Annotated in this window: 15 protein-coding genes and 13 pseudogenes; 11 read left to right on the plus strand and 17 right to left on the minus strand. The window is 72.1% G+C overall.

Annotated elements, in window-relative coordinates; all coding sequences use genetic code 11:
- Positions 1–229: 229 nt before the first annotated feature.
- The 4 genes and pseudogenes from UG55_RS16395 to UG55_RS38020 all read right to left on the minus strand — a co-directional run.
- Positions 230–838: a DUF4245 domain-containing protein gene (locus tag UG55_RS16395; RefSeq protein ID WP_083986890.1), complete on the minus strand. Its 609-nt coding sequence runs from the start codon at positions 836–838 to the stop codon at positions 230–232.
- Positions 839–995: 157 nt separating this feature from the next.
- Positions 996–1,316 carry an exodeoxyribonuclease VII small subunit gene (locus tag UG55_RS16400; protein WP_083986877.1) on the minus strand — a complete coding sequence of 107 codons (321 nt, stop codon included), beginning with the start codon at positions 1,314–1,316 and terminating at the stop codon, positions 996–998.
- On the minus strand, positions 1,313–2,035 hold a 723-nt coding region (xseA, locus tag UG55_RS38015), incomplete at its 5' end, for an exodeoxyribonuclease VII large subunit (protein WP_242424628.1). The genes xseA and UG55_RS16400, both read right to left, overlap by 4 nt.
- Position 2,036: 1 nt before the next feature.
- Positions 2,037–2,555, minus strand: a pseudogene (locus UG55_RS38020) (exodeoxyribonuclease VII large subunit); the annotation flags it as partial.
- Between the two features lie 145 nt (positions 2,556–2,700).
- On the opposite strand from UG55_RS38020, the gene UG55_RS16410 reads away from it, so the two are divergent.
- The 6 genes and pseudogenes from UG55_RS16410 to sthA form a co-directional block, all read left to right on the plus strand.
- Complete coding sequence (locus tag UG55_RS16410) at positions 2,701–3,660, plus strand: 4-hydroxy-3-methylbut-2-enyl diphosphate reductase (RefSeq protein ID WP_066069535.1); 960 nt, start codon at positions 2,701–2,703, stop codon at positions 3,658–3,660.
- 463 nt (positions 3,661–4,123) lie between these two features.
- Positions 4,124–4,276 (plus strand): annotated as a pseudogene (aspA, locus tag UG55_RS38025) (aspartate ammonia-lyase); the annotation flags it as partial.
- Position 4,277: 1 nt separating this feature from the next.
- Positions 4,278–4,572: pseudogene (locus UG55_RS38030) on the plus strand (lyase family protein); the annotation flags it as partial.
- Between the two features lies 1 nt (position 4,573).
- A pseudogene (locus UG55_RS16415) lies at positions 4,574–5,515 on the plus strand (lyase family protein); the annotation flags it as partial.
- Positions 5,516–5,995: 480 nt separating this feature from the next.
- A partial coding sequence (locus UG55_RS38035; protein ID WP_242424629.1) for an FAD-dependent oxidoreductase occupies positions 5,996–6,307 on the plus strand: 312 nt, incomplete at its 3' end.
- A gap of 1 nt (position 6,308) precedes the next feature.
- Positions 6,309–7,408 (plus strand): annotated as a pseudogene (gene sthA, locus UG55_RS16420) (Si-specific NAD(P)(+) transhydrogenase); the annotation flags it as partial.
- A gap of 100 nt (positions 7,409–7,508) precedes the next feature.
- On the opposite strand, the gene UG55_RS38040 reads toward sthA, so the two are convergent.
- From UG55_RS38040 to UG55_RS16430, 3 genes and pseudogenes are all read right to left on the minus strand, one after another.
- A partial coding sequence (locus UG55_RS38040; RefSeq protein ID WP_242424630.1) for a DUF3616 domain-containing protein occupies positions 7,509–7,762 on the minus strand: 254 nt, incomplete at its 5' end.
- A 1-nt stretch (position 7,763) separates the two neighbouring features.
- Positions 7,764–8,606 (minus strand): annotated as a pseudogene (locus UG55_RS16425) (DUF3616 domain-containing protein); the annotation flags it as partial.
- The gene (locus tag UG55_RS16430; RefSeq protein ID WP_242424631.1) at positions 8,603–9,115 is read right to left on the minus strand and encodes an NUDIX domain-containing protein; all 513 of its coding nucleotides are present in this window, start codon (positions 9,113–9,115) and stop codon (positions 8,603–8,605) included. The pseudogene UG55_RS16425 and the gene UG55_RS16430, both read right to left, overlap by 4 nt.
- Positions 9,116–9,491: 376 nt before the next feature.
- On the opposite strand from UG55_RS16430, the gene UG55_RS16435 reads away from it, so the two are divergent.
- Positions 9,492–10,088 carry a hypothetical protein gene (locus UG55_RS16435; protein ID WP_066069547.1) on the plus strand — a complete coding sequence of 199 codons (597 nt, stop codon included), beginning with the start codon at positions 9,492–9,494 and terminating at the stop codon, positions 10,086–10,088.
- Positions 10,089–10,248: 160 nt separating this feature from the next.
- Here UG55_RS16435 and UG55_RS16440 read toward each other — a convergent pair.
- Positions 10,249–10,881, minus strand: a pseudogene (locus UG55_RS16440) (adenylate kinase family protein); the annotation flags it as partial.
- Between the two features lie 622 nt (positions 10,882–11,503).
- Here UG55_RS16440 and UG55_RS16445 point away from each other — a divergent pair.
- Positions 11,504–12,955: a hypothetical protein gene (locus UG55_RS16445; RefSeq protein WP_066069556.1), complete on the plus strand. Its 1,452-nt coding sequence runs from the start codon at positions 11,504–11,506 to the stop codon at positions 12,953–12,955.
- Between the two features lie 82 nt (positions 12,956–13,037).
- Here the strand turns inward: UG55_RS16445 and UG55_RS16450 are convergent, their stop codons facing one another.
- The 3 genes from UG55_RS16450 to UG55_RS16460 form a co-directional block, all read right to left on the minus strand.
- On the minus strand, positions 13,038–13,697 hold the full coding sequence (locus tag UG55_RS16450; protein ID WP_206779380.1) for a GNAT family N-acetyltransferase: 660 nt from the start codon (positions 13,695–13,697) through the stop codon (positions 13,038–13,040).
- A 5-nt stretch (positions 13,698–13,702) separates the two neighbouring features.
- The gene (locus tag UG55_RS16455) at positions 13,703–14,443 is read right to left on the minus strand and encodes a maleylpyruvate isomerase family mycothiol-dependent enzyme (protein ID WP_066069558.1); all 741 of its coding nucleotides are present in this window, start codon (positions 14,441–14,443) and stop codon (positions 13,703–13,705) included.
- A 165-nt stretch (positions 14,444–14,608) separates the two neighbouring features.
- Positions 14,609–15,268 (minus strand): hypothetical protein, encoded by a 660-nt coding sequence (locus tag UG55_RS16460; RefSeq protein ID WP_242424632.1) that lies wholly within the window; start codon positions 15,266–15,268, stop codon positions 14,609–14,611.
- A 193-nt stretch (positions 15,269–15,461) separates the two neighbouring features.
- On the opposite strand from UG55_RS16460, the pseudogene UG55_RS45995 reads away from it, so the two are divergent.
- The 3 pseudogenes from UG55_RS45995 to UG55_RS47395 form a co-directional block, all read left to right on the plus strand.
- A pseudogene (locus UG55_RS45995) lies at positions 15,462–15,540 on the plus strand (DNA repair protein); the annotation flags it as partial.
- A gap of 1 nt (position 15,541) precedes the next feature.
- Positions 15,542–16,151: pseudogene (locus UG55_RS16465) on the plus strand (RadC family protein); the annotation flags it as partial.
- A 16-nt stretch (positions 16,152–16,167) separates the two neighbouring features.
- Positions 16,168–16,314, plus strand: a pseudogene (locus tag UG55_RS47395) (HIT family protein); the annotation flags it as partial.
- Here the strand turns inward: UG55_RS47395 and msrA are convergent.
- From msrA to UG55_RS38060, 6 genes and pseudogenes are all read right to left on the minus strand, one after another.
- Positions 16,311–16,976 (minus strand): peptide-methionine (S)-S-oxide reductase MsrA, encoded by a 666-nt coding sequence (msrA, locus tag UG55_RS16470; protein WP_066069564.1) that lies wholly within the window; start codon positions 16,974–16,976, stop codon positions 16,311–16,313. The pseudogene UG55_RS47395 and the gene msrA overlap by 4 nt on opposite strands.
- A gap of 241 nt (positions 16,977–17,217) precedes the next feature.
- Positions 17,218–18,378, minus strand: a 1,161-nt coding sequence (locus UG55_RS16475) for a PhoH family protein (protein WP_242424633.1), incomplete at its 5' end; no start/stop codon positions are given.
- A 1-nt stretch (position 18,379) separates the two neighbouring features.
- Positions 18,380–18,510 (minus strand): annotated as a pseudogene (locus tag UG55_RS38045) (PIN domain-containing protein); the annotation flags it as partial.
- 557 nt (positions 18,511–19,067) lie between these two features.
- The coding region (locus UG55_RS38050) for a phosphoenolpyruvate carboxykinase domain-containing protein (protein ID WP_242424634.1) at positions 19,068–19,289 on the minus strand (222 nt) is incomplete at its 5' end.
- A gap of 1 nt (position 19,290) precedes the next feature.
- Positions 19,291–19,351, minus strand: a pseudogene (locus tag UG55_RS38055) (hypothetical protein); the annotation flags it as partial.
- A 1-nt stretch (position 19,352) separates the two neighbouring features.
- Positions 19,353–20,114: pseudogene (locus UG55_RS38060) on the minus strand (phosphoenolpyruvate carboxykinase domain-containing protein); the annotation flags it as partial.
- Position 20,115: the final 1 nt, after the last annotated feature.

A 20,115-nucleotide genomic window follows, 5' to 3' on the forward strand; every position in this document is an offset into this window, starting at 1 on the left:
GCCCCGGCTGGGCCACCGCCCCGCGCCACCGCGATCGGACCGCCGGAAAAAACTTTCGAAAGGCACGCAACCTTCGCCGGGCGGGCCGCGTCAAACATGGCGATACGGGTGGCCGTCACGCGGAGGGGGCGTGACGGCCACCCGCTGCTTTTCCGGGAGGTACGGTCCGCCACCAGGGCCTACGGGCCGCCGCGGGGAGTCGACCTGCCCCGCCGGCGTCGGCTGTCGCTCAGGCCGGGCCGGCGGAAGCCGCGCCGACCTCCACCGCGCCGACCTTCACCGGGCGGACCGCGGCGGCGAGCGCGACCAGGTCAGCCTGCTCGGCACCGCCGGGGCCGCCACCGTCGTCGATGATCGTGGTCACCCCGCCCTGTTCCCGGGAGAGCGCCAGGTGGCCGCGGTCGTCCCGGCGCTCGTCCCAGGACTCGCCGGCCACGTCCACCGAGCCGGTGACCGGGCGGTCGCCGAGGATCGCCTGCACGGCGTCGGCCGCGTTGCTCTGCAGGAACCGGGTGAAGGTGCGGTCGCCCGGCCGGTCCACGACGTAGCCGATCGTGAGGCGGGCGGTGTCGCCGTCGCTGGTCCCGCCGGAGGGCAGCGTGATGCGCACGGAGGTCGGTTTGAACAGGTCCGGCAGGCCGGCCGGCGCCGAGGCGGGGTAGGGCGCCTGGCGCGCGTAGGCCGTCAGCGTCGATTCGATGTTCTCGACGACCTTGACCTCGGGGTCATCACTCCCGTGCGGCATGACGAAGACGAAGAAGACCGCGACCCCCGCCAGCACCACGGCGAGCGAGAGCACCATGTCCCGAACTGTTTCCTGACCGCGTTGACGCGCCACGCTCTCATCTTCCAGATCCGGCGGCCGGACCGGTGCGACGAGGTCACCGGCCGGGTGGCTCTCAGCCACCACCCCGCGCACCCGACACTACGGGCCGCCCCGCCCCGGTCGCCCCGGTCGGTGCCACCCGATGTGTGAGGCCGGTCGCGCCGGCCGATCAGGAGCCGGGCGGGTTGGCCGGGTCGGGTGAGCCGCCCGTGCCGGGCTCGGCTGGGCGCTGCCCCGCCAGGCGGGCCCGGGCGCCGTCGAGGAGCCGCTGGCACACGGCGGCGAGCTCCTCGCCCCGCTCCCAGAGCGCGAGCGATTCCTCCAGCGAGCACCCCCCGGCCTCCAGCCGGCGGACGACCTCCTCCAGCTCCGCGCGGGCCGCCTCGTAGGTGACCGGAGCCCCCGCCCCCCGCGAGGCCGGGTCGCCGTGCCCGCCGGCGCCGCGCGGGCTCCCGTCCACGGGCACCCGCTGACGGTCGAGATCGGTCATTCGGAGTCTCCCTCGCCTGCGCCACCCTCGCCCGCGCCGGCGCCGGTCGCGCCGGCGGCCTGCGCCCTGGCCGCGAAGCTACCGCCGGCGACCCTGACCGCCAGCATCTCCCCGCCCGCCACGTCGGCCGGGGAGCGTACGACCTGGCCGTCGAGCTTCTGGATCAGGGCGTAGCCGCGCTCCAGCGTCGCGGCGGGAGACAGCGCGCGCATCCGCGCCGCGGCGTGGACGAGGTCACGCTCGGCGACATCCACCGCGTGGGCGACGCAGCGCCGCGACCGGGTCCGCAGCGCCTCGACACCCTGCTCGCGGTGCTCGATCTCGCGCAGCGGCGCCGCGAGGACGGGACGCCCCCGCAGGTCGGCCAGCCGGCGGGTCTCCAGGTCGAGCCGGTGGACGAGGACGCGCCGCGCCCGGCCGCGCAGGGCGTCCACACCGGCCGCCTGCTCGGCGACGTCGGGAACCACCCGCTTGGCCGCGTCGGTCGGCGTGGAGGCTCGCGCGTCGGCCACGAAGTCGAGCAGAGGTGTGTCCTGCTCGTGTCCGATTGCCGACACCACAGGTGTCCGGGCCGCGACAACCGCACGCAGCAGGGCCTCGTCCGAGAACGGCAGGAGGTCCTCCAGGGAGCCGCCGCCGCGGGCGATGACGATCACCTCGACGGTGCTGTCGGCGTCCAGCTCGGCCAGCGCGTCGAGGATCTGGGCCACCGCGAGCGGNCCCTGCACGGCCACCTCGCGTAGCTCGATGCGCACGGCCGGCCACCGGCGGCGGGCGTTCTCGACGACGTCCCGCTCCGCGGCGGATGCACGGCCGGTAATCAGCCCGACGGCGCCGGGGAGGAACGGGAGCCGTTTCTTCCGGCTCGCCGCGAACAGCCCCTCCGCCGCCAGCGTGGCCTTCAGCCGCTCCAGCCGAGCCAGCAGCGCACCCGCGCCGAGTGGCCGGATCTCCGTCACCGCAAGGGCCAACGTGCCCCGACCGGGGTGGAAGGACGGCTTGCCCCACACCACGACCCGGGCCCCGTCGACCAGCCCGGGCCCGACCGCCTCACACACCGCGCGGGGGCAGGTGACCCGCAGGGAGACGTCGGCGACGGGGTCGCGCAGAGTCATGAAGACCGTGCCCATGCCGGGCCGCCGGGAGATCTCCGTCACCTGACCTTCGACCCAGACCCGGCCGAGCCGGGAGATCCAGTCGCCCATCGCCCGGGAGATCGTCCGCACCGGAAGCGGTTCGNCGGGGGTCGAGGAGAGTGCCACCCGGGCACCGTACGGCCCACCTACGACTGGAAGGTCACCGCCGGTCGGACGATGCGCGCATCCGGTGATGCACCGCTCGGCGCCCCTTGGCGCCAGGCGACGCCCGCGTAGACTGCTGCGACATGGGGCGGGTCTTGTTGGCCAAGCCGCGCGGCTACTGCGCGGGTGTCGATCGCGCGGTCCAAACCGTCGAGAAGGCACTCGATCTGTACGGGTCGCCGGTGTATGTACGCAAGCAGATCGTGCACAACGCCCACGTCGTCAAGACGCTGGAAGCGAAGGGCGCGATCTTCGTTGACGAGACCGACGAGGTGCCGCATGGCGCCACGGTGGTGTTCTCGGCGCACGGCGTGGCACCGACGGTCCACGAGGAGGCAGCCTCGCGTCAGCTCCGCACGATCGACGCGACGTGCCCTCTCGTCACCAAGGTCCACTCCGAGGCTCGCCGATTCGCCAAGGAGGATCTGGACATCCTCCTCATCGGTCATGAGGGCCACGAGGAGGTGGTGGGCACCACCGGCCAGGCGCCGGATCGCATCCACTTGGTTGACGGTCCGGAAGACGCGGCGGCGGTGAAGGTCCGGGACCCGAAGCGGGTCGCGTTCCTCTCGCAGACAACGCTGTCCGTCGACGAGACGATGACCACGGTGAAGGCACTGCGTGAGCGCTTCCCGCATCTGCAGGGTCCACCGAGCGACGACATCTGCTACGCAACCCAGAACCGCCAGGTCGCCGTGAAGGAGATCGCCGAGAAGGTCGACCTCCTGATCGTCGTCGGCTCACCGAACTCTTCCAACTCGGTCCGGCTCGTCGAGGTCGCCCTGGATGCCGGGGCACCCAAGTCCTTCCTGGTGGACGATTCCACCGAGGTGGACGAGAGCTGGCTCGACGGTGTCGAGACGGTCGGCGTGACGAGCGGCGCCTCGGTTCCCGAGGAACTGGTCACGGGCGTCATGGCCTGGCTGGCCGAGCGCGGGTTCAACGACGTCGAGGAAGTCACCTCGGCGGACGAGCACCTGCTGTTCGCACTCCCGCCGGAGCTGCGTCGAGACATGCGCGCCAAGGAGCGGGCCGCAGGCTGAGACGCACTCTTCAACTCCGCGCCGGGTTCGTTCCGGCCGCTCACACGGTGGCGGCTGGAACGGATCCGGCGCTTTTCCGTTCCCGGGTTCTCTTTCCGGTTGCCCGACCACCCCGGGCGTCTGACCGCTCGGGTCTTCCGGGCGGCCGAGCCGGAGCACGATCGGGCCCCCGCGCCCCGCTCGCACCCGCCGCCGCGGCGAGTGCCACCGCGACCGCTCAGGTCGCGCCGCCGGGCACGACGCCGGCGCCGTGCCCGGCCAGCGCAGCCGCGGCCGGTGTGACGATGGCCTGCGATCACCTCGGCCCAGGCGGCAGCGGCTCCCGATGTCCTAGGGTCGGCAGTGGCTGGCCAGCGCCGCGGAGGTCTTTCGCGGGTAGCCGGGTCGGCGTCAGGCCAGCACCACAGGCCAGATCAAGGTTGACGGACATCTCGGGAGATCGGCGCATGAGCGAGCAGGAGTCATGAGCGAGCAGGAATACCGCATCGAGCACGACAGCATGGGTGACGTGCGGGTGCCGGCCGCGGCGAAGTGGCGCGCGCAGACCCAGCGGGCGGTCGAGAACTTCCCGGTCTCCGGCCAGCGGATTTCCCGCGCCCACATCGCGGCGCTCGCCNGGATCAAGGCCGCCGCGGCGACCGTGAACGCCAAGCTCGGCGTGATCGACGGTGACGTGGCCGCGGCGATCGCCGAGGCCGCCGGTGAGGTCGCCCGCGGCGACTGGGACGACCAGTTCCCGCTCGACGTCTTCCAGACCGGAAGCGGCACGTCGTCCAACATGAACACCAACGAGGTGCTGGCGTCGCTCGCCTCGGAGCGGCTGGGGCGGGCCGTTCACCCGAACGACCACGTGAACGCCTCGCAGTCGTCCAACGACGTCTTCCCGTCGTCGATCCATGTGGCGGCCACCCANGGCATCGTGCACGAGCTGATCCCCGCGCTCGACCACCTGGCCGCCTCGCTGGAGCGCAAGGCGACCGCGTTCGCCGGCGTGGTCAAGTCGGGGCGCACCCACCTGATGGACGCCACCCCCGTCACCCTCGGCCAGGAGTTCGGCGGCTACGCGGCCGCGGTCCGCCTCGGCGTCGAGCGGCTGAACGGCGCGCTGCCCCGGGTCGGCGAGCTGCCGCTCGGCGGCACCGCGGTCGGCACCGGCATCAACACCCCGCCCGGGTTCTCGGCGGCGGTCATCGCCGAGCTGGCGGCGACCACCGGCCTCCCCCTCACCGAGGCGCGCAACCACTTCGAGGCCCAGGCATCCCGGGACGGCCTCGTCGAGGCGTCCGGCGTGCTGCGGGTGATCGCGCTGTCGCTCTACAAGATCTCCAACGACCTGCGGTGGGCCTCCTCGGGCCCGCGGGCCGGCCTGGGCGAGATCAAACTGCCCGACCTGCAGCCCGGCTCGTCGATCATGCCGGGCAAGGTGAACCCGGTCATCCCGGAGGCGGTCTGCCAGGTCGTCGCGCAGGTCGTCGGCAACGACGCCGCGGTGGCCTTCGGCGGCTCGGCCGGCAACTTCGAGCTCAACGTGATGCTGCCGGTCATCGCGCGCAACGTGCTGGAGTCGATCCACATCCTGTCGACGATCAGCCGGCTGTTCGCCGACCGGTGCATCGACGGCATCGTCGCGGACGAGGAGCGCTGCCGCCGGTACGCCGAGTCCTCGCCGTCGATCGTCACGCCGCTGAACAAGTACATCGGGTACGAGGAGGCGGCGAAGGTCGTCAAGCTGTCCCTCGCGGAGGAGAAGACCATCCGCGAGGTCGTGCTCGAGCGCGGCTACATCCAGGCGGGCAAGCTCACCGAGGCGGAACTCGACAGCGCGCTCGACGTGCTGTCGATGACCCACCCGTAGGGGCCGCCAGCCACGCGAGCCACGCGAGCCAGGCGCTCGTCGGGCTCGCGGCTCGCGGCTCGCGGCTCGCGGTGAGTGGACCCGGCTTCCCGGACTGCCCGGGAGCCGGGTCCTCACCGATCCCGTCCTCCCGGGCGGGTCGGCACCACCGCCGCGGCAGCCGTGGAAGACCCCCCAGCCTGCCTCCACGACCCCGCGGCCCCCGACGCCCTGTCCAACGAGGCGGCGGGAATTTCGTTACGGCCTCCGCCGAAGGATTTCCGACGGCGCCCACCGGCACCCGGGTGGGCACGGAGGGACCACCCGATCCAGCCGGCACCGCGTGTGACCATGGACACGCACGTACCGACACGGCACGACAGATGTGTCGATGACTCGACGTGTGCGGGAAAAGAGCGTAACAACACCGATCAACCGTCGTTCCGGGCCGGCTGGGCGGATAGCCTCGGCCCGACACGACAAATGACAGGGGGAAACGACGTGCATGAGGTCGATGTCCTTGTCATCGGTTCCGGGCCCGGCGGGCAGAAGGCCGCCATCGCCGCGGCCAAGCTCGGGCGCAGCGTCGCGGTCGTCGACAAGCGGGACATGATCGGCGGCGTCTGCATCAACACGGGCACCATCCCGTCCAAGACCCTGCGCGAAGCGGTCATGTACCTGACCGGGCTGGCCCAGCGCGAGGTGTACGGGCAGAGCTACCGACTCAAGGACGAGATCACGGTCTCGGACCTCTCCGCGCGGACGCAGCACGTGATCGGCCGTGAGATCGACGTGATCCGCAGCCAGCTCACCNGCAACCGGGTCCAGGTCCTCTCCGGCCTGGCCACCTTCATCGACCCGCACACCGTGAGCGTCCGGGGCCCGGGCGGGGTCGAGGAGCGCCAGGTCCGCGCCACGAAGATCATTATCGCCACCGGCACCCGGCCGGCCCGGCCCGACTCGGTCGACTTCGACGGCCGCACGGTGGTCGACAGCGACCAGATCCTCGACCTGGACCGCATCCCCGGCTCGATGGTCGTGGTCGGCGCCGGGGTGATCGGTATCGAGTACGCCTCGATGTTCGCGGCGCTGGGCACCAAGGTCACCGTGGTCGAGCGGCGCGACCGGATGCTGGACTTCTGCGACCTGGAAATCATCGAGGCGTTGAAATACCAGCTTCGCGATCTCGCGGTGACCTTCCGGTTCCGCGAGTCCGTGGTGTCGGTCGAGCGCCACAACGGCGGCACGCTCACCCTGCTGGAGAGCGGAAAGAAGATCCCCGCCGACACCGTCATGTACTCCGCCGGCCGGCAGGGCCTCACCGAGGTTCTCCAGCTCGCCAACGCCGGGCTCTCCGCCGACAACCGCGGGCGGATCCTCGTCGGCCCGGACTTCCGGACCGAGGTGGACCACATCTACGCGGTCGGCGACGTGATCGGCTTCCCCGCGCTGGCGGCGACGTCCATGGAGCAGGGGCGGCTGGCCGCCTATGCCGCGTGCGGCGAACCGACGACGGGGATGCGGGCGGAGCTGATGCCGATCGGCATCTACACGATCCCGGAGATCTCCTACGTCGGCAGCACGGAGGACGAGCTGACCGAGCGGGCGGTTCCGTTCGAGGTGGGCATCGCCCGCTACCGCGAGCTCGCCCGCGGGGCCATCCTCGGTGATTCCTACGGGATGCTGAAGCTCCTCGTCAGCCCCGAAGACGGCCGGTTGCTGGGCATCCACGTCTTCGGCACCGGTGCCACCGAGCTGGTCCACATCGGGCAGGCCGTGATGGGCTGCGGCGGGACGGTCCACTACCTCGTGGACACCGTCTTCAACTACCCGACCCTCGCCGAGTCGTACAAGGTCGCCGCGCTCGACGCCATGAACAAGATGCGGGCGGTCGCCCGGATCTCCGGGCGATAGGCCGGGATCTCCGCGCGGAGCGGGCGTGGGCCCGGGATCGATGGCCCGGATCAGTGGCCCGGGCCGCGAGGCGCGGTGGGTCCGGTCGGCTCCGTTGCGGTCAGCCGGCGGGCGCGGGCAGCGGCAGGATGTCCGCGATGATCTCGTGCCGGTGCCGGCGCCGCTCGGGTGCGGGGCTGTCGTGGACGACGAGCAGGGCGGGCCGGCCGGAGCCTGCCGGGTCGGGTATCAGGGCGATCCCCTCGGCGTGGTCCACGCCGTCGCCGTAGGGAACGTCCAGGACCTTCTCGATCGCCTCGTCGTGCACGACGACGGACGTCTCAGCGCGCACCGCGCCGCGCCAGGCGTGGATCCNCACCGGGCCGTCCAGATCCATGGTCGGGCCGGTGAGGAGGAGCAGATCTTCCCCGTAGGCCGTCATGTCCCGCACGCCGAGCCCGCCGAGATCGAGGAAGTGCTTGCGGTAGACGGCCCCGTCGGCGAACGGCGCGAGCCGCAGGTCCTGGCCGTCGGCTCCGTCGACGCGCAGTTCGAGGACGACGGCCCAGCCGCGCAGCACCGGTCCCCGCAGCCCGAGGTAGATCCGTTCACCGACGACGGCCAGGCCTTCGATGTCCAGGCCGTTGTCCTTGCTCGGGATCCGCAGGAACGGGCCCAGGTGCGGGTCGTCCCGCAGGGCCCGGGTGAGCCTGGTGCCCTTGCTCAGCCCCAGCGCCGCGGCGGTCAGGGTCGCGCCCGGGTTGGCGGGGTCGGGCGCTGACGCTGCGGGCACCGGGCCGCCCGGGGTACTCAGCAGCGGTATCCGTCCGACGATATGGCGGTTCCCGTTGTTGCTGACCTTGGCGAGCCGGGCGAGCGCGGCCTCCGTCGCGTGATCCGGCCGCACCCTCTTGCGGGTCCGGGCGTGCGACCCGGTGAACCACAGGTACCCGCCGGCGAGGTCCAGGCCCTCGATGTCGATCTCCGGGACCTCACCGCGGTCGTCGGCCGGCTCCGGCAGCGGCAGGAACTCCCCGACCGGGAAGCTCACATGCCCCTCGAAGGCGTCACCGGCCTGGTTGAGGGTGACTCGCTCGATCGTCACCGTCTCGTCGCCGCCGAGCCACAGGTGCCGGCCGTCGGCGCGGAGCGTGGACAACGACTCGGCGATGTCCACCACCAGGTGGTCGTCGACGAACCTGATGGGGATCGTGTTCACGCCTTCGCCTCCGAGCGGAGCTTGTCGCCGAGCTTGCCCCGCAGGTCGGCGACGCTCACCCATCGCCAGGCGACGCCGGGTGAGGTGGGCTGGCCCAGCGCGCGGTCGGCGACGCGCAGCAGGAACGTGGCCTCGTAGTGAACGTGCTCCGGTTCGTCCCGCGCCGGCACCGCCTCGACCGGGTGCGGAGTGACGTCCACCGGCAGCACGCTGAACGGGATCAGCGCGTTCGCCTCGACCTCGGCCTGGGTGGCGAGATGGCGCAGCGCGGCGCCGAGCAGGGACTGGTCCGCCGCGTCGACGTGGCCGCCGGGGAGCCGCCAGTCACGCGCGGCGCGCCCCCTGGTCTGCAGCACCCGCCAGTCCGGTGAGACGAGCGCGGCTCGACAGGTCACGTGGGCCGGGGTGGTGGTGGGAGTGACGATCGGCGGGCCGTGCAGCGCCAACACGATCAGGGAACGCAGAACGTCCCTCTCCTCGGGGTTGGCCTCGATGTATCGCAGAGCCATACCGATCACCGCGTTGTTCGTGACCGCCACAAAAGGAACGTACAGCCACAAGATGCCCGGGGTACCGCCGCGGGGGCGACGCCGGCCGCCGGCGCACCCCGATGCGCCCACCACCCCCACGGGTCGACAATGGGTGCACATGGCGACATATTCGAGCAAAAGGTAATGCCTACCCGGCCTAACGATCATTGATGCGGGCCGCCGACGTGAGACCGTCCCGACCGCCCAAAGCCGGCGTCGTCGCCTTGATGACACGATCAAACGACATCGGCGGATCCGCGGCTAGGGTGTGCCTCGGCTGATCATGCGTGACCAGAGCACGCCGGCGGACGGCGGCCGACCAACGCACCGATCGTGAGCAGGGGAGGGACCGGGCATGCGGCACATCACCCGCACCCAGGCGAGGCAGGTCACCGGGGGCAGGCGGCGGCGGGGAACGCGCCTGGTCGTGGGCGGCCTCGCGGGAGCGGCCATCGCCATGGGCACACTCACCGGCTGCGGCGGCGACGACGCCCTCGACGACCTCCCCACCCGGTCGCCACGGCCGACCCCGCCCGGCGAGCTGTCCACCGCGCTGCGCACCGCGCTGCCCACCGCCCTGACGTCGTTGCTGCCGACATCCGTGCCGACCTCGCTGCCGGGCATCGGCACCGTCGACACGGCCACCGGAGCGGATGCGCTGAAGGGCACGAACATCCCGCCCGGCTTCCCGGTCCCGCCCGGGGCCACCGTCGAGGTCGGCGCCACCGCGGGCAGCCGCTCGACGCTGACGATGCGCGGCGTGGACGCCGACGCCGCCCGGACCTTCTACCGCAGGGCGCTCCCCGAAGCCGGATACGAGATCACCTCGGATGTCGGCGTCGCCGGGATCGCCAACTCGCTCGCCTTCAGGGGCCACGGCGTGACCGGGACCATCGCGGCCGCCGGGGTCGGCTCCGCGGACGCGATCGCGGCGGTGTTCGAGAAGCAGTGACCCGCCGGGCCGGGCGGCGGGCCGGCCAAGATCAGCCGGCGGACCGGTCGGCGCCGGTCGGCTGCTCCTCCGGCCGGTTCGCCACCCGCTCACCGGGCAGCCCGCCGGGATGCCCGGCCGAGCGCCCGTTGGCGGCCCGCGCCGCCAGCGCGCGCGGCGAGGGCAGGTCGAAGTGCTCGCGGATCTCGGCCTGTACCTCCAGCACGGTGCGGCGGGCGTCCACCACCGCGACATGCTCCTTGCGCTGGAAGATCTCCATCACCGGCCGGGTCTTCGCGTGGTATTCGGAGAGCCGGACGGCCAGCGCCTCGGGGTTGTCGTCGGAGCGGGTCACCAGTGCGCCTCCACAGACGTCGCAGGTGTCCTCGACCTGTGGCCGGCTCGCGATGAGGTTGTAGTCGAGCCCACAGCGAGAGCACAGCCGGCGAGCGAGGACGCGGCGCACGACCTCCTCGTCGGGCAGGTCGAGGTAGATGACACCGTCGATGTCGTAGCTCTCCAGGAAGAACTCCGCCTGCCGGGCATTGCGCGGGAACCCGTCGATGATGAACCCGTAGTTCCAGTCGTGCTCGGTCAGCCGGGTCCGCACCACCGACTCGACGAGGTCGTCACCCACCAGGTGCCCGCTGGCGACGATCCGCCGGACCTGCGCGCCGATCTTCGTATGGTTCTGCACGTTCCAGCGGAAGACGTCACCGACACTGATGTGCACCAGGTCGAGCTCGTCGGCCATCAGCTTCGCCTGGGTGCCCTTGCCGCTGCCCTGCACGCCCATGATCACGAACTTGCGCACGGATGCCTCCCCGCGTGCTCGACGGCCTGTGGTCAGCCTGTGGTCAGGTGCCCCCGGCCCGCCCGACCGGCCGGCCGGCCCGACCACGGCGCGGGACGGGACGGCACGGCCTGGGAGCCGGAATTCTGGCTGCCGATGGGCGCCATGGGTGCGAGCCTCCGGCCCGGGAGTGGGTTCCAGGCGCTGGCGTGTCCCCCTGACACGCACCCCCAAGAATCATGCCGGACAGGGCTGCGACCCCGGGTGACCGGCGGGCACGTTCGGATGGATTTCCCGCCACGAGGGAACGCGACATCCGCCACCCGACACTGCCACCCGCCGCCGCCCGACACTGCCACCCTCCGCCGCCGGCCGCCGCCAGCCGCCCGGGGGTGCCCGTTTCGAGCACCCGGGTGCCCCCGTGGGTCACGTTCCGATGACACCGGTGCAACTACCGCGAGTCACCACCGCCACGCCGCGTACCTGCATCTACCGGACGTCGTGGGCCATTGCGGGGAGCCGGCTGCAACCGAGTGCGACGTGCACGTCAGGATGGAACCGCGCGGGATCGCGTGACGATTCGGGACGGGTGGGACGGCCGCGGACGCGGTGGGGACTCCCGGATCACACGAAGGAGTGTCGGTTGTCTGGGGAACTTCGCCGGCTGCTCGGTGGCGGGCTGACCGCCGCCCTGCTTGCCGTGACCATCGCGTCCTGCGGTTCCGACGAGAAGACGGCAGCCCCGCCGGCCGAGGTCGTGCTGGACCGCGCGGCCGAGACGACCTTCCCCTTCGAGGTCGAGGCCGACGGCGAAGTGGTGCTCGACGTGACGACCGAGGCCCCGGGCGTGTCCTGGGGGACCGTCGGTTCCGAGTCCGCCGTGGTCTCCCTGTTCGTCGACGGGACGTACACGACGGACCTGGTGATCCCCGCATCGTTCCCCATCCGGCGCAACCTGGCTCTCGGCAGTCTCACCGCCGGCGACCACGATCTGCGCCTGCGGTTCGCCGACGACCGCTCGCCGCAGGGATCCGCGCGGGCGAAACTGTCCCAGTTCGCCTTCCGGACCATCAGGCCCGGCGACACGCACTACGCCGCGGCCCGGAACGCTCCGGTGCTGTACGGGCGGACGGTCCCCAACCCGGACCTGCTCCCCGGCACCCCGGCGACCGGGCCCTACCAGAACGCGCTCACCGACTCGCCGCTCGTCGCGTTCTACTCGGAGGCGGCGACGGCGGTCACCGGCCACCGGCTGCTCACCTACTCCATGATCTGGAGCAACGAGGACGGCGGGACGTCCACGCCCGCGCTGATGGCTCGCTGGGGCCGCACCACCGACATCGAGTGGGTCTACAAGGTCGAGGTGGACGGCTCGGGCGAACCCGTGCCGGGCAGCGCGGTCGTACAGGGCCCCGAGCACGCGGACATCCCGTTCACCGGGAAGTTCGAGGGCACCCACCCCGTCCTGCAGACCTGCACACTCAACAACGGCATCTGCGACCAGACCGACGGCCAGATGCGCTTCTTCCTCGCCGTCGGCGACCCGCTGGACCCGGTGAACGAGGCCAGGGAACGGATCATGGACCGCAACCCGTGGACCTACTGGGTGATGGGCCAGGAGGTCAACCGCGAGGGCAAGGTCACCGAGGCCCCGGACCCGTCGTCCAGCACACAGATCAGCGACCCGCGCAACTACCTGTACCTGGTGATCCGCAAGACCACCAGCACGCCGAACACCGATTCGGCCTGGGTCGGGGTGTCGGTGGGTGTGCGCCTCTCCGGCAACCCCAACACGTTCCGCTCCAACCAGGTGTACTCGGCGTGGTCCATCGAGCGGGACACTCCCGCGCAGACCGCGATCGCGCTCCCCCCGGGCACCGTCGCCGAGGACATCGCGTCGATCCAGGCGACCCGCGTGGTCGGCCAGGGGGCCGACACCGGGGCCCGCGTCCAGATCGACTCCATCGAGCAGGCGTTCTTCCTCGGGCCGGACGGGCTGCCCCAGGAGTCCTTCCTCTTCACCCCGGCCAAGGCCACCCTGACCGCGGCAGCCCCCACGGCCACGCTTTTCCGCCCCGCCGCCGGCACCTCCTGAACCACCGGCGACACCCGCCGGCCTCCGCCGACAGCCGCCGCCGCCCCCCCGGCGACACCCGCCGACAGCCGGCGGAGGCCGATCAGGCGGGACCGGCGGGCGCCCGGCCGGGAAGGTCGACGGCCATCAGCAGCCGACCGGACGGGTCGAGGCCGTGGGCACGCTCCCGCTCGACCACCGCGGCCAGCTCGACGTCGATCTCCGCGGCGGCCAGGGGCTGGGCCCCCCACCGGGCGTAGAGCGGCGCGTTCCACGGCACGTCGCGGAAGGTCGACAGCGTCACCCGGGGATACCCGAGCAGCCGGGCCTGTCCGCACACCGCCGCGAACAGCGCGGCGCCCCGACCGCACCGGCCGTGGTCCGGGCGCACCGAGAGCTGTTCGAGGTGCAGGCTGCCCGCCATCAGATCGACCAGCGCGTAACCGACCGGATCGCCCGGATCAGGCCCGCCCCCGGTACCGCCGGCGCCGAGCCCGGCCGCCGGCGAGACCCAGGCCTGACCACGCCGGACGTACCCGAGCAGCACGTCCGGCGCGAAGGGCGGATCCGCCGCCACCTCCGGCATCCCGACCTGGAGGAACAGCTGGCCGGCCGCCTGCTCGACGAACCGCATCGCCTCGATGTCCGACTCCCGGGCCGCGCGGACCACGCCGGCCGCCGAGGCCACCCCGACCACCGAGGCCACCCCGGCCGCGGAGGCCACCCCGACCGCCGAGGCAGCCACCCCGGCTCGCGGGCCCACCGAGATCATCGCCCGTTACGCAGGGCCGGTAGGAGCGCGGCGTCCCCGTGGACGGCGAGCCCATCCCCGCGGGGACCGGGATCCGTCGGGTCGATCCGCCCCCACACCGCGAGCAGGACGGCACCGGCCGGGCCGCGCAGCGCGGCGTCTCCCTTCGCGTGCTCCTTCGCCACCCGCGCCGCCGGCCCCTCCAGCCGCACCAGCCATTCGCCGGGGACATCCGTGAGATGCACGTGGACGGTTCCCTCGCCGGGCGGCGAGATCCCCACCGCCCGCGCCGCCGGCAGCAGCGACGTCAGCAGCTCGTCGATGGCGTCCGCGGCCTGCTCCGGCACGAACTCCGGCGACTCGCCGAAGGCCCCGGCCGCGTCCCAGGCGTGCACGAGCGTCTCGTTGGCCAGCCGGCGCGGCCAGAACGCGGCCACCCCGGGAGTGATGTGGTTCGTGAGCGTCCAGGCCGGAAGCTCCGGGTCGACCTCCCGCAGCAGGGCCACGATCTCGGCGGTCGTGTTCCGGAAGTAGTCGGCGAGCGCGGCGTCGCCCTGCGGCGGCACCGGCACCCGCTCGGGCTCGTCGGTCACGCCTCTCGGCAGATGCGCCGCGGTCACGGCGAACAACCGCCCGACGTGGGAGAGCAGGCGGCGGCAGTCCCAGCCCGGGCAGCTGGGGACCGGCGCGCCCAGATCACGCAGCGCGGTCGTGAGAAGTGCGTCGGCGTGCGCTTCCAACTCTGCTGGGTAGCCCATCGCACAGAGTCTCGCAGCATCATCCGCCCGAAGCCCGTGCTTGGCCCCGCGGCGACGTTCAGGGCACGGCGCTTTTCAGGTCACGGCGCTTTTCAGGTCACGGCGATGTTCAGGTCACGGCGATGTTCAGGTCACGGCGATGTTCAGGTCACGGCGATGTTCAGGTCACGGAGCGGTCTGGGCCGGCTGTCGCAGGTCGGAGCCGAGCCGGGTCCACAGACCGTCCGCGGTGTCCAGTGCCGTGGTGGTGCGCGCGAGCAGTGTGGCCACCGGCTCCGCCGTACCGTCGAACAGGTTGCCGCAGGCCTTCGCCGCGCTGGTGTACGCGGCGGCACCGTCGGACCATGCCTTCCGCGCCGTCTCCACCGGCGCGGCGGCGACTCCGGCCGCCGACAGCGCGGCCGTGTCCAGCGCCACGCAGGCCGGCCGCAGGGACGTGCCGTCGTCCGCCGCGATGTGGGTCCGTACATCGGACACCACCCGGGCGACCTCGGTGCGCACGGCGGCGGTGGAGTCGTACCAGGCGTTCAGCTCGGCGCCGACGTCGACGGTCGGCGGTGCCGCCGCGCCCGCCCGGGCACTCACACTCGTCTCGTTGCCGATGAGGAGCCACACCGCGACCACGGCGACGATCCCGATCGCGGCCAGCACGGTCAGCCCGGTACGGCGTTCCTCCCGGGTGAACTCATCCCAGGTCCGGACACCGCCGCCACGGGCGCGCCCGCGGGCGCGGTGCTCGTAGTTGCGGTGCTCGTAGCTGCGGTGCTCGTAGTTACCGAGGTTGCGACCGGCGCCACTGGCGACGGTGTGGTTACGGCGTGTCACTTGATCTCCCACGCGCCGAGGNGTGCACACAAGGCAGACGCGCAAACGACCGCCGACGTTGCGGCACGGCGGGCGGCTCGGACGCGGAACCTGTCGTACCCGGCCCCTACCGNAGTCGCACACCCGGACCACACGGGCACAACCAGGGCATAAGGCTCCCTGGTCAGGCACACCGGAAAGCGGGGTAGCGGCAATGCGCCTGAAGGACCTCCCCACCCACGAACGGCCACGGGAGCGCGCTCTCGCGGCCGGCGTCGAGGCCCTCGCCGACCNGGAGCTGCTGGCGCTGCTGCTGGGCTCCGGCGCCCCCGGCACCGACGCCGTCGACCTCGCCGGGCGGCTCATCGCCAGGTACGGCGGGCTCTACGAGCTGTCCCGGGCAGGACCCCAGGAGCTGGTCCGGCAGGTCGGCGTCGGCCCGGCGAAGGCCGCCCGGGTCTGCGCGGCCTTCCAGCTCGGCCGGCGCACCCGCCCGCCGTCGGCGGCGGCGCCGGTGAGCAGCACCGAGGCCCTCGCCGCGGTCGCCGCGCCGCACCTGCGGGGCCTGCGCAGCGAGCGGGTCATCCTGATCGTCTGCGACGGCAACGCCGCCGTCCGTTGGGTCGGCCCGCTCAGCCAGGGGTCGTCCGACCACAGCCCGCTGAGCGTGCGTGAGCTGCTCGCCCACGTCCTGCGCAGCGGCGGCGCCGCCTTCGGGCTCGCCCACAACCACCCCGACGGCAACCCCGAGCCGAGCCTCGCGGACCGTCAGGTGACCCGGCGGATCCAGCAGGCAGCCGGTGTCGTCGGCCTGCGCTTCCTGGACCACGTGATCGTCACGGAGACGACCTGGCGACGGATCACACCAGCCGCGGAAACGACCATCCCGATCGCGGGCTCCTGATCGAACCCGAGCCCCGTTCCCCCGCTTCGCCGGCGACTCCTTCCGCATCGACGCCGACTGGCGGATCCGCGAACGGGCCGAGCTCGGCCAGACCGCCGCCGCCGTGCGCGCCGGCCTGGCCGCTCTCCCGCCGGCCGGGACCGGGCGGCTGACGATCCCCTAGGATTCGGCGGGCGCGAGACCGACGGGGCAGCTGACTCCGGTGCCACCGAGGCCGCAGTAGCCGTTGGGGTTCTTGCTGTCCGAGAGGTACTGCTGGTGGTACTCCTCGGCGTAGTAGAACGGGCCGGCCGGCGCGATCTCGGTGGTGATCCGGGAGTATCCGGCGGCGTCGAGCGCCCGCTGGAAGGCGTCCCGGCTGGCGAGCGCGGCGGCGGCCTGCTCGTCGCTGGTCGTGTAGATCGCGGAGCGGTACTGGGTGCCCACGTCGTTGCCCTGGCGCATGCCCTGGGTCGGGTCGTGGCTCTCCCAGAAGACACGGAGCAGCTCGTCGTAGCCGACCTTCGCCGGGTCGAAGACGACGAGCACGGCCTCGGTGTGGCCGGTCAGGCCGGAGCAGGTCTCCTCGTAGGTCGGGTTCGGCGTGAACCCGCCCGCGTAGCCGACCGCGGTGGAGTACACACCCGGGACCTGCCAGAACTTCCGCTCGGCGCCCCAGAAACAGCCCAGACCGAACACCGCGGTCGCGAGCCCTTCCGGGAAGGGGCCGAGCAGGGGCGTCCCGAGGACGGCGTGGCGGTCGGGCCCGCTGAAGATCGGTGCGGTGCGGCCGGGCAGGGCCTGCTCGGCGGTCGGCAGGGCGGTCTTGGGGCGACCGAAGAACATGACTAACCACCTCCGTGCTTTCACCCACACAACCACCGCGGGCGGCTGGTCGTTCCCGCGCTCCCCCGGCGAATCCGGACCAGGCTCCGCCCCGGCGGAAAGGCCGGGCCCCACCCCACGGAGGATGATCGATGGCCGGCCGCGCCCGGCCTCGCCGCCCGCCACTAGCGGCGACGAGGCCATCGCTGTGTGCAGTTGTGAAATTAGGCCGAACTGGGCCAGTTCGGCCGATCCGACCAGCTCAGATGACCAGGTCCTCGAGCATGGTCGTTACCAGCGCGGCGATCGGCGACCGCTCGGACCGGGTGAGGGTGACATGCGCGAACAGGGGGTGGCCCTTGAGTGTCTCAATCACCGAGGCGACCCCGTCATGCCGGCCGACCCGCAGGTTGTCACGCTGGGCGACGTCGTGGGTGAGTACCACCCGCGAGCCCTGGCCGAGCCGCGACAGCACGGTCAGCAGTACCCCGCGCTCCAGCGACTGGGCCTCGTCCACGATGACGAAGGCGTCGTGCAGCGAGCGGCCGCGGATGTGCGTGAGCGGCAGGACCTCCAGCATGCCCCGGTCGACGATCTCCTCGATGACCTCGGGCGACACCAGGGCACCCAGGGTGTCGAAGACGGCCTGGGCCCAGGGCGCCATCTTCTCGTTCTCGCTGCCCGGCAGGTAGCCGAGATCCTGCCCGCCGACGGCGTAGAGCGGCCGGAAGACGACGACCCGGCGGTGCAGGCGGCGCTCCATGACCGCCTCCAGGCCGGCGCACAGCGCCAGGGCGGACTTGCCCGTCCCGGCACGGCCACCGAGGGAGACGATGCCGATCTCGTTGTCGAGGAGAAGGTCGAGGGCCACCCGCTGCTCCGCGGAGCGGCCGTGCAGGCCGAAGGCGTCCCGGTCACCTCGCACGATCTGGACGGACTTGTCCGCGGTGACCCGGCCGAGCGCGGACGCGCTGCCCCCGGCGGCGGTGAGCACCAGCCCGGTGTGGCAGGGCAGGTCGGCCGCCTCGGGAATCTCGACGAGCTCCTTGGCGTAGAGCCGGTCCAGATCGTCCTGGCTCACGGTCAGCTCCGCCATGCCGCTCCACCCGCTGTCCACCGGGGACAGCGCCTGGTACTCCTCCGCGGCGAGCCCGACGACGGATGCCTTCACCCGCAGCGGGAGATCCTTCGTGACCAGCACGACATCGGCGCCTTCGGCGGCGAGGTTGAGGGCCACGGAGAGGATCCGGGAGTCGTTGTCGCCCACGCGGAACCCCGGTGGAAGCACCGAGGGGTCGGTGTGGTTAAGTTCCACCCGGAGTGTTCCTCCGGATTCCAGGGGCAGCGGCTGATCAAGCCGCCCGTGGCGGATCCGGAGGTCGTCCAGGATGCGCAGGGCCTCCCGGGCGAACCAGCCGAGTTCNGGATGGTTCCGCTTGGCTTCCAGCTCCCCTATGACAACCAGGGGGAGCACGACATTGTGCTCCGCGAACCGCAACAGCGCGCCAGGATCAGAGAGCAGCACGCTTGTGTCGACGACATGCGTTCGTGGCACACGCCCACCCGCCTACTCGGAGGTATCCGGGACCGGGCCCCTGTGCAGAGGCCGGGCACCGGCCTCCTGACGTTGTCGCAGCTGCGGCACCGAGGGGCCTCCCGAGTGGCCGACCCGATGTCGACCACGACTTGAGACGCTAGGGCTCTCACGTTAGCCGTCACCCCGCAAGATGGCGACCAACTTCTTACAACACGCTTCGCTAGTTCTTGTGTGCCCTTCGTGGTCTATGCTCGGCCATGGCCGGCCAGTAGTCACCTTCTGCGAAGAATCTCACGGTACGAAACCGACTGGTTCTTCTCAGATGACCTGATGGCTGAGATCCGGCACCCCGCGCCGGTGAGACGCTCGCCACCCGCGCCCGGCACAGAGGTCCGACACGGAGATCCGGCCACCCCGTCCGGGCTCGGCCGCGATGCCCGAGCCCACAACGCGAACCGGCGCCCGCGCGGAAGCGCGGGCGCCGGTTCGGGCTGACGAAGCGTTACGAAACGTGACGACAGCCGGCGTCGGAAGGCGGGCCGGCGCGCGGGGCACGCGAACCGGCCGCCCGGACGTCAGCCGTTGAGCCGCTTGGTGAGTGCCTCGTGCTCGGCCCACAGCTCCTCCGGCAGGCTGTCGCCGAAGGTGTTGTAGTGCTCGGGGATCAGCTCGGCCTCCTGCCGCCACACTTCGGAGTCGACGGACAGCAGCGTCGCCAGGTCCTCGGCTGAGACGTCCAGACCCTCGGTGGGCAGTTCGCCTGGCGCCGGCAGGATGCCGAGCGGCGTCTCCACACCNTTCGCCTCGCCGTCGAGCCGGCTCGCGATCCAGGCCAGCACCCGGCTGTTCTCGCCGAACCNTGGCCACAGGTAGCGGCCCTCGGGGCTCTTGCGGAACCAGTTGACGTAGTAGATCCTCGGCAGCTTGCCCGGGTCGGCGTTCTTGCCCAGCTTCAGCCAGTGGGCGAAGTAGTCCGCCATGTTGTAGCCGCAGAACGGCAGCATCGCGAACGGGTCACGCCGCAGCTTGCCGATCGCGCCCGCCTGGGCGGCCGTGGTCTCCGACGCCACGATCGAGCCGAAGAACACCCCGCGCTGCCAGTCCGGCGCCTCGGTCACCAGCGGGACGGCCGTCGCGCGGCGCCCGCCGAAGAGGATCGCCGAGATCGGCACGCCCGCCGGGTCCTCCCACTCGGGCGCCATGGTCGGGCACTGGCTGGCCGGCACGGTGAACCGGGCGTTCGGGTGCGCCGCCGGCTCCGCGGACGCGGGAGTCCAGTCCCGGCCCTTCCAGTCGATGAGGTGCGCGGGCTTCTCCGGGGTGAGGCCCTCCCACCAGACGTCGCCGTCGTCGGTGCGGGCGACGTTGGTGAACACGGCGTTGCCCCACAGGGTCTTGACCGCGTTCGGGTTCGTCTCCTCGCCGGTGCCCGGCGCGACGCCGAACAGGCCCGCCTCCGGGTTCACGGCGTAGAGCCGGCCGTCCTCGCCGAACCGCATCCAGGCGATGTCGTCACCGACGGTCTCGGCCTTCCAGCCCGGCAGCGTCGGGATCAGCATCGCGAGGTTCGTCTTGCCACACGCGGACGGGAAGGCGGCGGCCACGAAGTGGACCTTCCCCGCN

The organism is Frankia sp. EI5c, from assembly GCF_001636565.1.
Lineage (GTDB): Bacteria > Actinomycetota > Actinomycetes > Frankiales > Frankiaceae > Parafrankia.